Raw genomic sequence first — 13,844 nt, 5'->3', positions numbered from 1 at the left:
GTTTATCTAAAAAACCGGGTTTTTTGTTTGTCAATTAATCTTAGCTTCCGCGCTAGATTTTTCAGATGCGGCAGCTTCCTTTATCTCTGAAATCGCTTTCCGGCTGAAAATTTGGAAGTAGAGAGAAACAAAAAACTCTTTGACTGGAAAAACGATAAATGTCAAAGGATTAATTGTCACGATGATATTGCGGGCATCGGCTTTAGCTTGTTTGACCACTTGCTGCGCTACCCAGTCGGGAGACAGAATGCCGATCGGGTTTAAGTTGCTTTTAAACGGCCCTAAAATCAGTTTGCGAACGATGCAGGGTGCGTCTAGCCGCCGCAGGGTGACTAAATCTCCCAGGGCGCGCTTGCTGAGTTCGTACAGGGGACTGACAGCGGGAATTACTTCTGCTTCAGAAGTGTTGATCCAGACTTCTTTGCAAGCGATCTTTTCGTTAGTGCGGACTGTTAAGAAAAAGAGTTCCATCAGTCGCCACGCGGAAAAAGTGTTAATTTCGTAGGAGTTGGCGATCGCCTCTCCTGTTCTTTCTCCGTGTACATTAATCCCGTGATTGATGACGAGAATATCGATTTTTTCTAACAATAGGGCTAAGTCTGCCTCTTGGCCAGCTTGCCAAGTTACGGTTTTTATAGGTAAACTTTCGCCGTCTAAATTCAAAGTAATTTCCTCATTTCCAGAGGTGAGGGCGATCACTTTTGCACCAGCTTTGTGCAGGTGTTTGAGAAGCGAACGACCTAAAGTTCCCGATGCACCGGTGACGGCTACAGTTTTGCCTTTGAGAGAAAGTGCTGTACCCATAAGTTTATCTATTAAGGTGAAAGTACCGCAATAGTAAGCATTTTGATTGTCGAAGTGATGCCGCCAGTGATAAGGTTTATTAACTAACCACTTGCCAGGGGGAGTTAGGAAGTCTCCCGGTTGGTGGGTGATGTCGGTTAATTCATCTGCGCCTTTGATGCCGCACCCGCGGGCGATCGCGCTCAACAAAAAGCCTAAAGTATAAATACAACCCGCTGCTGCGCCCCAGTGATATTCCGGCAGCCCAAAATAAGCTACAACCCACAGCAACAAGCCCAAAACCATCATCGCCGCACCTTCGGGCACGTCGTGACGCCAGTGTGCTTGCTTGTAAATTGTCTCGCTGACGGGGGTCAAATTTGGGCGGAAAACGCGGTGATGCCAAGTGTGCAGCTTTTGCAGGGGTGCCCAATAATGGGACACGACGTGATAAAAGTCTCGTATTATTTCTGCCCAGCATACAGAAGCTATTGCCACAGCGCCGACTATCGAGTAATTTACCATGCTCGCACCATTTTGAAATTTGAGATATTAGATATTGTCTGCTTTGAAAGATAACTCAAAATGGCTTTTATTGCTAGTCGGGAAGTTGACTCAGGCGTTTTAAAATCTGCAAAACCCGGTACAATTCATTGCCGGGATTGCGGATTACAAATTCTGGAGATAAGGCATACTGCGCTATTTCGCCTCTGACTAACTTGACAAAAGAGAAGTTAGCACCTGTGGAAATCATTCCAAAAGTAGGAGTTTCTGGATCGGGATCTGCCAGCATATATGTCAGGACTTGGGCGAGTGCTTCGTCAGTTGAAAACGAAAGTTGTTTGGATTCAATTACTGTCACCCACAAGTTTGCTTCCATAATTAGGCTATCTATTCTGCCTTCGATGATTCTGCCTTCGTCTTCCTCTTGAATTGCGATCGACTTTTCGGCTTTGACTTGAAAAGGAGACTCATACAGACCGGCAATAAACAAAATGGGGCTGATGATTGTTAGCTTGACTGCATTTTCCAATACAGGCGGGGTGTCTACCAAGTTGAAGTATATGTCTTGGACGCGATCGAGCAATTGTTTTTCTGAGTCTGTTACTTCTGGTAAGTTTTCTTGCCATTCTCGGAAAAATTCGCTGTTGCGAACTCGCTGCAAGCCGAAGTTATCAATTAGATAGCGGAGGTTTATATCTCTTGCTTGTAGTTTTTGCATTATGATTAATAAATGATTTTATGGTGATTAATAAGTTTAGCATAATTGGGATTTTTAACCGCAGATGAACGCAGATGAAATTCCGAGTAAGTTAATTTGGCCCAGATGTCTGTTCATTGGGATTTGGGAGCACAATTCGCTGTAAATTATTTTATTTTGGTGCCAATATACCCAATGATTATCTTTGCGGGCCCTAATTCTGTGCAGAAATGGAGTCGCCAAGCTCCCGGTGTCATGCGGACGTGCCAACTGAAAATGCGCTTTTTCCCGTCAAGACACTCAATATTTAGTTGCTCTTTAAACTCCTTAAGCCTTGACTCGCTCTCTGGAGATACCTTGCTAGGAAGATTATCCAAATCCAGCGCTCCGTCTGTCCAATTTTTGGATAATTCATCAAGCTCAAATAACTTTCTGACAACTTGTCGTAACATTTTCGGATCGACAAGGATTTCTATCTGTTGGCTAACGCGATCGCAAAATTCCAGGCTGGAGAATAACTCAGTTCGACGGTTCCAAAGCTCCAAACCGTCAACCACCGCTGTTTGCTGACGTTTCTTAATCCAATCAGCGTGTTCGAGAACGTGGTTTTTCTGACTAGCATGAAGAACCTCTACACTTTCTCCTATTAGCTCTCCATTCTCATCAATTTGTATCAAATCTAAGTTGATGCGACTAGCATTCCACAGGAATTCTGAATGCAGACTAATGACTAATGTTTCAAGGTAGTAAGCAACTTTAAAGCTTTCGGATTGAATACCCTGTAAACTCAACTCACAACCAGGGTCTTCAACTTTTATTTTAATCTCTATATCTGGAATATCAACGGATAAAGGCGTCTTAGTTGCCAGCGTTTTCAGAAAAGTCCGCTCTTCTCTATTCACTTCATTATCATTGCGCCAACGAGAAAGAGGATAGCTTTCAGCAAGAATCATAGCATGAAAATCTGCTTGAATGCGAATTCCCTTCAGCCCACAGCCTTTAGCTGCAACCATCGTACTAATCAATTCTGACATCCATTGTCGTGCCGTAGAAATATCAGGAGCAAGAGTTCGTGCAGACAGTTCATTAAACACCATCTCCAAATCCATCGCTTATTCTCCTTCCACCGCAGGTTCCAACAAAATCTCCAAGCTGTTGTCCCACTCATCAAAAAAACCATCCGGCCATCGATCAATTCGTCCGTTGCGATCGATTTTTGGCGATATTACCTCAGTCACAGCTTGTCCTTCTTTATTTTGACGCTGGAAGTAGTGCAACTGAACATCTTTCGGGTCAATTTTGCCCCCGTGAACCGCAAGGCGAATCCCATTTAAGACATGATCGCTGTGAGTTTCTATCACAACTTGAACGCCACCGCTAGCTGCCAAAGCTAATAATTGACCCATTTTAACTTGTCCTTTGGGATGGAGATGCGCTTCAGGATTTTCAATTAAAATGATTGTACCAGGTGTTGATGCAAGTGCCGCTACAATAATCGGTAAAGTGTAGCTAATTCCAAATCCCACATTAGTTGCACGGTAAGGATTGCTATCTCCATAGGAATATTGAAAACTCATCAAATCGACATCGGATTTGGCGTCTATTTTGAGGCGCGTACCCGGACTAATTTCTCCCATCCACGCCTCAACTTGGTCGATTAAATCCATTGATTTTGCACTAGATTGCTCTTTTTCTCTTTGAGTCTTTAATTTTACCTCTGGATGACTGAGACTGCTATTGGGAATAACTTTCCGTCCATTAATAGCCAGAAAATGAGCCGCATATTCACCTTTGATACCCAATTGACCGAGCTGTCGTACTTGGTAATCTGACATTTCATTAAATGGCCGCGGCCCGATCCGTTCGGCCTGAAGGTAATGAAAATTATTGCCAAAAAGATTCGAGTTATACACTTCCGAAGTAACTGGTTCCGAGACAATGTTCAACACATCTACCTCTTGGTCATACTTAAAACGCCATAGCCCTTCGCTGTTGTTTTCCCAAACAATGTCAAAACTAATTAAGTCCTCTTTTGCCCCCTCAAAAAGTGCGTCTCTAGCAGTACCCACATTCACGAAATCGCCATTAAGCGCCAACCCTTTTTCTGGCAGTAAACCCTGTTGGTAAGATTGGCGCAGCAGTAATAGCGATTGCATGACCGAAGATTTACCTGTGCTGTTTAAACCGGAAAACAAAGTGAGCTTTCTGAATTCCAATAACTGATTTGCAAAAGGTTTAAAGTTGAGCAAGTGCAGCGAAGTAATCATGCCAGGACCTCCTGAATTATTTTTTCAATTATCTTAAATCTGTACTCGATTTTTTCTGCGGCCTGAGAGATAGAAGTTAGAAACTCTCGATCGTCATCTACATAATTTCTAAAATTTTCAATCAATTGCTCCTTGTGCTGCTTCAATATATCAAGTTGCTCGTCGCTAAGTAAACTGAGATTAACAGACCAGACTTCAAACAATGCTTTATTAATTGGAAACTTTTTTTTCTGGTTCTGAGAGACTTTACGGAAGGCATTTATTTCAAATATTTCCCATGCTGCGACCATAGCCTTTTTGAAATTATTTTCAATTGCTCCTAATTCGGATTCGGACATATTATTAATCTTGGATAATGCTTTAGTCAAAAATAAATCTCTTGTTTCAGATTGATAATTTTTATAAGATGTAAGCATAAAGGCTACAGAACCGAGTATAAATTCCCGATCTTCCATCCGCATTTTCCGCGAATCACTAAGATTAGTAACTTGATCGAATTCATCAGATCTAGCAAGTTTAGCTAAGAACTTTGTTGCCTTACCAGGGTTAAGAGCATGGCGGATTTCTTGAGGAGACATCGGCAGTCCACCTGTATTAATCCGTTTAAAAATGTTATATTTAACTTCAGGAGGCGTACCTTTTTCAATCAAATAAACTGTCACCTGAGTCTCCTCTATTCGACGCTGGTATCTGCGTTCAATTTCATCATAAGTTTTACCTTCTAAATTGGTTAAGTATTCTAGCCCGCATAACCTAAGTGTTTTATCGCTCATAAATTGCTTGAGAGCAGATAACCGCTGTAATCCATCCACGACTAACCATTTATCTTCATTAGTTGCATCTATATAAAAAGCGGGTAATGGAATCCGAATCAGGATCGACTCAATTAGTCTGCTTTTCGCGTCATCTTTCCAGATGTTTGCATGGCGTTGAAAGTCCGGTGCTAAATCGAGAGCTTCCTCATTGATTCTTCTTAGGAGTTGCTCGATAGTTGGTTCTCTGGTGAAAATATTAATTTCATCAGGATCGTATGTCAATTTGTCTTTTTCATATGGTTCATCACCGTTATCTTCTTCTTGACTCAAATTTAAGTCATCAATTGAGTCTTGGTTGGATACTTGCTGATCTGGTTTGGGCTGACTTACCATAGGGAATACTCCTTTGTGTTAACTTTGATTACAATCCGTATTTTCCTAATAAAACTTGGATGATGAGTCGTTCCTAACCGAAAGGAAGATTTGAAAATATTATCGCACAAATCTCATCTTGTAGAGACGCTAGAAATCGCATCTCTACAACCTACAGCTTATCTACAATCGGCAAGTTTGCCGCGCCCTTTCATCCTCCGGTTCTTGCCACCCAAAAGCAAAATGACTTACCGCATTAATTTGCGGCGTCGCCGAGCGAATTGCCTGCATTTGAATTTCCAAAGACGGCCGGTTTTTGAGAGGTTTTCCCCAATCTCCAGCAATGGCAGGAATGATTTTTGCTCCCGCAGGCGCTAAACTTACTGTCCGCTGCACCTGTGGCACAATGCAGCTTACATCCCCGCAATTTCCGTAAGACATGGCGTGGAATTCTATAGCAGCCGGAAATGTGTCCCAAGGCTGCAATCTCGAATCATATCCCCCTTGATTTATGGCTTGATTTGCAGTCGGAAAAAACACTGCTCCTACAGGAATTCCCATCCTTTGAGCTGGTTGAATTGCTATTCCCAAAAAATCTAAAATTCCTTGGACTGCGTGAGCAACGCTCAGTTTCCACAGGTCTTTTTGCAGAGTACCGGTATCGGGAAGCCTCGGTGTCGGTTTTGGTGTGGGAGTTGCAGGGTTTGGCTTGTTAGTAGCGGGAGTTGTTGAGGCCGATCTTGATGCGGCATTCTGGCTTCTAGAAGCTGTAGTTGCTAATGACATCGCCTGCGGAATTCGGCCCTGCCAAAGAGGTTCTCGCTCAGTTGGATACTGTTTGACTACTGCTTGAACGTCATTAGTATTGATAAATCCCCTAGTCAAATACCGCTGAATTAAATCTCGGCCTTGCTGATTGCTAGCCCGCTGCAAAAGAACTTGCTGCGATGCTGGGCCGTAAATCCACAAGTCTTGAACTTTGGTAGCAACTGAAGCGGGCCCGACACCCCGTAGATAGCGAATGTAGTCGAATAACATTCCTTGCGGCTTGCGTTTGACTATTTGATTTACTAACAAAGTATAGTCTTGCCGTGCTTGTGGGTTGTACGGATCGATAAAGGCTTGATTGCCCGGAACTTCTCCTAAGTCATCGTTAGTTCCTGCGTCTTGAACTACTGTTAAAGTTGTCTGATTTTTACCGTTGATAGCGAGGGTTTGCTGTCTGTCGGGACGCTGAGAATAGGTATACCCAAAGTTCATGGTAAACAACCAGGCGTATACTTTTAAACCTCGCTGTTTGCCTTTGGCAATTGCCTTTTCTAACAAGTCGTATTTCTCGTAACCGCGATTTCTCAAAACCGAAGGCCAAGCGGTAGGATTGTCTGCAACTGGTAGCAGCACTTGACCGTCATAAAATGTTTCTATATAGACTTGGTTGTAGCCTTTATTCACAACTTTGTCTAATACTCGATCGAGTTCTCCGGGTCTGACATCGCAGGGATACAAACGCAGCCAAACTGCTTGGGTTTCTGGCCAAGTTTTTTGGCGGCATTCTGCTATTTCCCGCGCGTGTTTGTTCAAAACAGCAAAATATGCTTGCTGAGATTCCCGTTTTCCCGACAGCGCGGCGCGGCGCAAGTCTTCTTTTTGATTGACCTGTTCTTGGGATAATTGGCAGTAGGCTGATGTTTGGGCAAAAGCTGGTTGATTTCCGATAAACGGCCAAACAAGCTGGCTGATGAAGCTACTGGTTAAAACAGTAGTTACCGCACTTAAAAAGCGTCGCTGGTGTTGAAAATTCGCGATGCGAGTTGGTGCAATTTTCATGGGAGAATTGGATGGGGTTTTCTGGTTTAAATTGGGTGACGATCACATTTTTGCGATCGCGCTCAACAAGCAGCTACAAATTTTCTACTTTTTTCTGTTGACCTAGTTATGGCACAAGTCGATCGCACAATGCAAATTCTATCTGGCGGCTATTTAAATCTCATAAGGGCGATCGGGTAAGATAAGACTGGGCGATTAAACCGTTTTGCAGTATTTTTTCACTAAATGCTGCATAAAAAAGCGCCTGGTACAGTCGGCGCTAAAAGTAGTTGATATTTCTACTAAAAATTGTTAACACTCAAATATCAAGGATGAAAGATGAATTAGTGAAATACCCAAACTAAACGGAATACCGTTATAGTTCGGGCTTCGTGTCTCGTTTGCCGTTGCTCTGTTGGGTATCCCATTGGTGGGTATTCGTCACCCAAGACGATCCGAGTCTGACACAGCATCTCTGGGCTTTTACACCCTTTATCCCTTCCTAGGGAACCCACGCAGAAACCCTGTTTCCCAAGGCAAAAAACTATTTCGTACAACAAACATGGATTATATTTCACAACAGGGCGTACCTTGTCAACCAGCGGTCTGTTCTTTTCCCCTTTCTCTCGCAGTTGTCCGGGGCCAAGCATCTTACTGCTACTTTCGCCTGTTGTTTGCAGTCGAGTGGGTGGGTCGCAACCACTTATATTTTACACGTTTTTTGCTAGAGAAATAGGAACTTGTCGATTTTTTTCACAAGCCTTGGTTGGCTTATATCCCGACGCCCAATTGAGTACAATTACAGCGCGGGACTTACGCCAAAAGAGTTAAAATTTATCCTTGATCCTAAATTTTGAGATTAAGCTCCTCTGTTAAGAGCAGCTTCAATCTGCTGAAATTCTGACTCAAGACGCTTTTTCAATTTTTCAGGAACGGGACGGTTTGGATAGGAACTGTAATGTCCTGCCAAAGAGTTTAATGCCGTCCGCATTGTCGTGAAAGAGGCCAGCTTGGTAAGAGCGGGATCGCGACGGTATTCAGCAAAAAAATCGTTGATACTTGTGCGAGCCTTGGCTTGAGCGGCTGCTTTTTCCGGCGTGCCCTCTGGCAAAGTGAGCGCTGTTCTCAAGCTCTTCACTAATGCTAATGTGTCTTGGCCATAATCTCCACTCAGAGTGGCGGGAACATTGGTACAGCCCGCTATGCCGATGACAACAACTAATACCAGGGCTAACAGACGGGAAATGTAATGCTTCATAAGGGTTAGAAAAATGGAAGCGAAAGCTGCAATGAAAATTAACCTTTATCCTATCTCGAATTGAGCTAATAATGCCACTTTCTACAATTTTTTGGTTTCAATACCATGAAACTTAAAATTTGTCAATCCAAAATCTAAAATCTCAAATCTAAAATCGATTGATTTGTCCAGCAACGACGGAGAGAATTTGGGTTTGTCGTAGCCACTGAGCATCAAAAGCGCCTAGGTGAGTTGTAGTAATCAGAGTTTGAAATCGTTCTTGAATTGTTTCTAAAAGCTGATTTTGGCGGCTCAGATCGAGTTCTGCAAGTACGTCGTCGAGCAACAGTAAAGGCGCTTCGCCGACGACTTCTTCAATAAGCTGCAATTCGGCTAATTTTAATGCTAATACCAGAGTTCGCTGCTGACCTTGGGATGCGTATTGACGAGCTGGGGTATTGTTAATTGTAAATGTAATGTCGTCGCGGTGGGGGCCGACTAAAGTAGTTCCTTGAAACTGTTCTGCGATCGCCCTTTTTTGAATTTTCTCTAAAAATGCTTGCCGCACTCCTTCGAGATTGTCTTTAGCGATAAATTCTGAACTTACTTCAATATTAGCATCGTATTTCACGTCTAAAACTTCTGCTGAACCGCTAATTGAACGGTGCCAATTTCGAGCCAAAGGCATCAAACGCTCCAGAATTCGATCGCGCCTGCGGATGACGCGAGCGCCCGCTGTCGCCAACTGCGCGTCCCACAGAGCTAATTCTGAACTGGGAAGTGGGAATTGGGAGTTGGGGATTGGTAAGTCTTCTGTATTTTCCGGTTCGGGACTTTCTGGTGCAATAAATCGCATCTTGTCAAAACCTTCGGAAAATTCCGCTTTCCTGATTTCTTTAGAACGTTTCAACAGAGCGTTTCTCTGGCGCAAAATTTGGTTGTACTGCTGCAAAATGTGAGCGTAAATCGGTTCTAACTGGATAACTAGGCGATCGATCCAATTGCGCCTTCCTTCGGGCCCGCCGCGAACTAAGTCCAAATCCAAACAAGAAAATTGCACTACATTTAAGACGCTCAAAAAGTCTAAATGGCGACGCAGCGGTTCACCATTGAGCTTCAGTGTCCGACGCGCCCCAGAGCGAAGAGTTAAAGCTAAGTCGATCGCTCCGGTTTGACGTTCGAGTGTAGCATCAATTTGCCCGATCGGCTTTGAGTCGAGTATTAAATCGCGATCGCGCCCTACCCGGTGGCTTTTTAATGTAGAAAGCAACTCTACCGCTTCTAACAAGTTAGATTTTCCTTGAGCGTTATTTCCTACTAAAATTGTTTTGGGAGCGTCAAAGGCTACCTTTTGATCGAAGTAGTTCCGAAACTGCCGTAGGTGCAGCGTTTTCAAATACATAATATAATGACTGTTGACTGTTGACTGTTGACTGTTGACGTGGGTTATTGATAATTACCCTGCCAGAAAAATATTTATTTTTCTTTGTATTTTTAAAACATAGTTTTTTCAGTCCTCATGGCGAGGACTTTTGCTTTGAGGCAGGGGTTAAAAACCCCTGCGGGATATCTTGCGGACGTTGAGAAGAGCGCGGAATGAGAGCCATCTAAGGAATAATGAAACATCGCTCACTATCCGTCAGCCGTTACACTATTTCCTAGATTTGTAAAAGCGCAAAAACAGTTTTTCCATTTCGATCCAGACAAACATCAGAGCGCTGAAACCGAAGCAAACTAGCAACTCAAACCCCGTTAAATAATGAGTGCCGAAAAAGGATCTCAGTGGCGGAACGTAAATCAGCATCAATTGCAAAGCAGTAGTAACAATCACAGCTCCCCAAACAAAAACATTAGTCAAGGGATTTAACTCGATAGTTAGCTGAGTGTTAGACCGAATTGCGATCGCGTGACCCATTTGCGCCAAACAAAGAGTTGTAAACACCATTGTTTTCCAAGCATCTGGATCGCGGTGTCCGGGAGAGTGAGTATATCCGTAAGCCCAGGACATCATCGCGATCGTCAAAATTGCAAAAATAATCCCGATCCGAATGATGTAAGAACCCAAACCCCGCGCAAAAATACTTTCTCGCGGACTGAAAGGAGGCCTTTTCATCACGTTCGGTTCCCCCGGTTCCACAGCCAAGGCCAAAGCGGGAACGCCGTCTGTTACTAAGTTCATCCACAAAATTTGCAGCGGCGTCAGCGGCACTCCTCCCAAACCCATTAAAGGTGCGGCCGCAATTGTCAAAACTTCGCCGATGTTGCTGCCCAAAATATACTTAATAAAGCGGCGAATATTGCTATAAACCACTCGCCCTTCTTCAGCGGCGGCGACAATAGTTGCGAAGTTGTCGTCGAGAAGCACCATATCGCTAGCTTCTTTGCTGACATCGGTGCCGGTAATCCCCATGGCGATGCCGATATCGGCTTGTTTCAAGGCGGGGGCGTCGTTAACTCCGTCGCCGGTCATTGCGACAAATTTGCCCCAACTTTGCAAAGCTTGGACTATTCGCAATTTGTGTTCGGGGGAAACGCGGGCGTAAACGCTAACCTGTTCGACTTGCTGTTTGAGTTCTTCTTGGCTGAGCTTTTCTAATTCTTGACCGGTGAGAACTCGATCGCCCTCTGTTGCAATACCTAAATCGTAGGCGATGGCTTTTGCTGTCAACTGGTGGTCTCCTGTAATCATCACCACCCGAATGCCAGCATTGCGGCACTTCCTCACTGCTTCCCGCACTTCCGGGCGCGGGGCGTCCAGCATACTGACGAGTCCCAGCCAAATCATGTCTTGTTCGCTGGTTTCCTCAGAACCTTCGGGCGGTATGTTTTCCCAGAGTTTGTACGCAAACCCGAGGACTCGCAAACCGCCGCTTGCCATGTTGTTGTTTTCGACGAGGATGCGATCGCGCATTTCCTGGGTTAAAGGTTGTACTCGATCGCCGACTATAATGCCTTTGCAGCGCTCCAAAGTCAACTCTGGAGAACCTTTGGTCAGCATCAAATAATTCGGCTGCTGTCCTTCAACTGCTGGAAATCCCGAATGTCCCGATCTGCCGGGCACTTCGCAAATCACACTCATCCGTTTGCGTTCGGAAGAAAAAGGAAATTCCGCCGTCCGCTGCAGCAATTGAGACTGTTTTTCCTTATAAATGCCTGCTTTTCCCGCTACACACAGCAGAGCTCCTTCTGTGGGGTCGCCTAAAATCTGCCATTCTTGCTGTTCTTGTTGCAATACTGCGTCGTTGCAAACTGCACAGGCAATTAATAAAGATTCGAGTTCTGGATATTCCTCTAAATTATTAATTTTGGCCGATGTCAGGCGATCGGTAAAATCTCCGATAGGGGCATAGCCAGATCCTGCGACGGCGACAGTACAGTCGCCCGTAGACACTAGCTGAACTACCATTTTATTTTGAGTCAGAGTACCTGTTTTGTCAGAACAAATGGTTGTTACCGAGCCCAAAGTTTCTACCGCAGGCAGTTTGCGAATCAGGGCGTTTCGTTTCACCATCCGCCTAGTTCCGAGTGCCAGAGTAACTGTCACGACTGCTGCGAGCCCTTCGGGAACCACAGCCACAGCCATGCTTAGAGAAACTTCTAACAACTCTTCCCACCTGCTGGTATCCAACCCGATGCTGCCGTTTTGGAAGGTAATCATGCCGCCGATGACGACAATTGCGACTAAGGCTAGGGCACCGGAGACAAGAACATTTCCCAACTGGCCCATCCGCTGTTGCAGGGGAGTCGGTTCGCTTTCTACTGACTGAAGCATGGCGGCAATTTTGCCGAGTTCAGTTTGCATTGCGGTGTTGGTGACGATCGCCTTTGCTCGTCCCTGAACAACTTCTGTGCCCTGAAAAATTAGGTTGAGTCGATCGCCCAAGGAAGCATCTTCTGGAAGTTCTAGCTCTGCTTGCTTGGTAACTGCTAGAGCTTCTCCCGTCAAAGCAGATTCTCTGACTTGCAGATTTGATGTTTCGATCAAGCGTGCGTCTGCTGCTATTTTTACCCCTGCCTCCAACAGCATCACGTCTCCAGGTACGAGTTCCTTGGCTGCTATTTCTGAAGTTTTGCCGTCCCGCAGGACTCTGACTAGGGGAGAAGCGAGGTTTTTGAGGGCTGCGAGGGCTTTTTCAGCACTTTGCTCTTGGAAATAGCCGAGAATGCCGTTGAGTATGACGATCGCAAAAATGGCGATCGCATCTTTGGGAAAAGTATTTGACCTGATGTCCAAAAAAGCCGAAATCACGGCCACACCCATCAGCATCAACAACATGATGTTGGTGAACTGATCGACAAAAATCGACCACGGACTGCGGCCTCCTGTTTCTTCGAGTTCGTTGGGGCCGTATTGCTGTAAGCGTTCTGACACCTGTTGGCTGCTCAAGCCAGCGTCTTTGTTGCTGCTTAGCTGCTTGAGAGTTTGGTCAATTGCTACGGTGTGCCAAGAAGAGGGAGAAGTTGAAGACATAAATTACGATCGATCATGGGGCATAGAGGTGGTTGCGGCCGGACAGCTACAGCCGATCCATCTGGCTGATTACAGTAAGAGAGTTTTAAGTTTTGAGTTCTGAATAAAAAACTGTTTAACTTAGGACTGGTTTGGGGCCGTTCGATGCCGGGGAAGCAGAAAGCTTTTAACTTCACAGCGTCTGGCGGCTCGATCGCGCCGTTTGTAGACCTACCGCTGATAGCACTTATCCACCTTACCAAAAATAATGGGTTTAAAGCCCCGTCCTTCTAGGACAAAAGCCCAAGCAGTGATTCTTGGAATTCCCGCGCGTTCACGCCGGGGAGGATGTCAATACTAAAAATTAGCAATTCTTTCGGCTATTACACACAAAAGAAGCTGAAAGCAAAAGTGACTTTAGTCCGGGGGTGCAAGCGTGCGCCGCAGGTTAAAACCTACCTTAAAAAAAACGTCATAAAACGCTCGTATCCGAACTCATCTATTCCCGTTGTTAAAAGAAAAATGGCGCTGCGGTAACAGGTGTCGATCGCCTCTGTTGGTTTTCTCACCCTCCACAATGCTCAGCTTGCCACACGCTTGCGTGGGACTAGCCTGTGGGAAGCAGAACATAGATACAGATATATAGATGAAGAAAGTTTTTTTGCAACCGCTGCAGGACAAACAGTAGATGCTTGGTCTGGGGTCAAGTCCAGTGACTCCCCAGACCAAGAATCCCCGCGTTATGAAAGACCGGGCTCGATATTTCAACTTCCAACGGCTGAGTTTTGTCGCTAAATGCTGATGATTGCCGGCAAAAGCTGAGGCTGTGGCGAGGGGGTTCACAATCTTGGGGATTTTGCCCACACCCAATTCTGCTGCCCTCCTGATATTGGGCAGAATTTTTGGTTTTTTCCCTATTCCCCCAGCCTTCTTTTACGAAAACTTTAATTTACTTAACACTTTTTAACAATTC

Annotated in this window: 10 protein-coding genes; 1 reads left to right on the top strand and 9 read right to left on the bottom strand. The window is 44.9% G+C overall.

What is annotated here, in order from left to right:
* Nucleotides 1–30: 30 nt before the first annotated feature.
* From QUB37_RS02490 to QUB37_RS02450, 9 genes are all read right to left on the bottom strand, one after another.
* A complete protein-coding gene (locus tag QUB37_RS02490; RefSeq protein ID WP_333158768.1) occupies nt 31–1,308 on the bottom strand; it encodes a bifunctional sterol desaturase/short chain dehydrogenase in 1,278 nt (425 codons plus the stop codon).
* Nucleotides 1,309–1,381: 73 nt separating this feature from the next.
* A complete protein-coding gene (locus QUB37_RS02485) occupies nt 1,382–2,005 on the bottom strand; it encodes a restriction endonuclease subunit R (protein ID WP_333158766.1) in 624 nt (207 codons plus the stop codon).
* A 146-nt stretch (nt 2,006–2,151) separates the two neighbouring features.
* Nucleotides 2,152–3,093: a hypothetical protein gene (locus QUB37_RS02480; RefSeq protein ID WP_333158764.1), complete on the bottom strand. Its 942-nt coding sequence runs from the start codon at nt 3,091–3,093 to the stop codon at nt 2,152–2,154.
* Between the two features lie 3 nt (nt 3,094–3,096).
* Nucleotides 3,097–4,251, bottom strand: coding sequence for a DUF3696 domain-containing protein (locus QUB37_RS02475; protein ID WP_333158762.1), 1,155 nt, complete (start codon nt 4,249–4,251; stop codon nt 3,097–3,099).
* Entirely contained in the window at nt 4,248–5,399 is a 1,152-nt protein-coding gene (locus QUB37_RS02470; RefSeq protein ID WP_333158761.1) for a DUF262 domain-containing protein, read from the bottom strand. Before QUB37_RS02470 ends, QUB37_RS02475 begins: the two co-directional genes overlap by 4 nt.
* A 162-nt stretch (nt 5,400–5,561) precedes the next feature.
* A complete protein-coding gene (locus tag QUB37_RS02465) occupies nt 5,562–7,205 on the bottom strand; it encodes a family 10 glycosylhydrolase (RefSeq protein WP_333158760.1) in 1,644 nt (547 codons plus the stop codon).
* Between the two features lie 838 nt (nt 7,206–8,043).
* A complete protein-coding gene (psb27, locus tag QUB37_RS02460; protein WP_333158758.1) occupies nt 8,044–8,442 on the bottom strand; it encodes a photosystem II protein Psb27 in 399 nt (132 codons plus the stop codon).
* 148 nt (nt 8,443–8,590) lie between these two features.
* Nucleotides 8,591–9,823: an AAA family ATPase gene (locus tag QUB37_RS02455; protein WP_333158756.1), complete on the bottom strand. Its 1,233-nt coding sequence runs from the start codon at nt 9,821–9,823 to the stop codon at nt 8,591–8,593.
* 249 nt (nt 9,824–10,072) lie between these two features.
* A complete protein-coding gene (locus tag QUB37_RS02450; protein WP_333158754.1) occupies nt 10,073–12,892 on the bottom strand; it encodes a cation-translocating P-type ATPase in 2,820 nt (939 codons plus the stop codon).
* 519 nt (nt 12,893–13,411) lie between these two features.
* Here QUB37_RS02450 and QUB37_RS02445 point away from each other — a divergent pair.
* Nucleotides 13,412–13,666 carry a hypothetical protein gene (locus QUB37_RS02445; RefSeq protein ID WP_333158752.1) on the top strand — a complete coding sequence of 85 codons (255 nt, stop codon included), beginning with the start codon at nt 13,412–13,414 and terminating at the stop codon, nt 13,664–13,666.
* The last annotated feature ends 178 nt before the right edge of the window (nt 13,667–13,844 follow it).

Origin of the sequence: Microcoleus sp. AT3-A2, assembly GCF_036705685.1 — a bacterium.
Taxonomy (GTDB): domain Bacteria; phylum Cyanobacteriota; class Cyanobacteriia; order Cyanobacteriales; family Microcoleaceae; genus Microcoleus.
This window is presented reverse-complemented; position numbering and strand designations above follow the sequence as displayed.

Coding starts and splice junctions, on each gene's coding strand:
- psb27 (WP_333158758.1), bottom strand. CDS start 8,442: ATGAAGCATTACATTTCCCGTCTGTTAGCCCTGGTATTAGTTGTTGTC.
- QUB37_RS02480 (WP_333158764.1), bottom strand. CDS start 3,093: ATGGATTTGGAGATGGTGTTTAATGAACTGTCTGCACGAACTCTTGCT.
- QUB37_RS02490 (WP_333158768.1), bottom strand. CDS start 1,308: ATGGTAAATTACTCGATAGTCGGCGCTGTGGCAATAGCTTCTGTATGC.
- QUB37_RS02475 (WP_333158762.1), bottom strand. CDS start 4,251: ATGATTACTTCGCTGCACTTGCTCAACTTTAAACCTTTTGCAAATCAG.
- QUB37_RS02485 (WP_333158766.1), bottom strand. CDS start 2,005: ATGCAAAAACTACAAGCAAGAGATATAAACCTCCGCTATCTAATTGAT.
- QUB37_RS02455 (WP_333158756.1), bottom strand. CDS start 9,823: ATGTATTTGAAAACGCTGCACCTACGGCAGTTTCGGAACTACTTCGAT.
- QUB37_RS02450 (WP_333158754.1), bottom strand. CDS start 12,892: ATGTCTTCAACTTCTCCCTCTTCTTGGCACACCGTAGCAATTGACCAA.
- QUB37_RS02465 (WP_333158760.1), bottom strand. CDS start 7,205: ATGAAAATTGCACCAACTCGCATCGCGAATTTTCAACACCAGCGACGC.
- QUB37_RS02470 (WP_333158761.1), bottom strand. CDS start 5,399: ATGGTAAGTCAGCCCAAACCAGATCAGCAAGTATCCAACCAAGACTCA.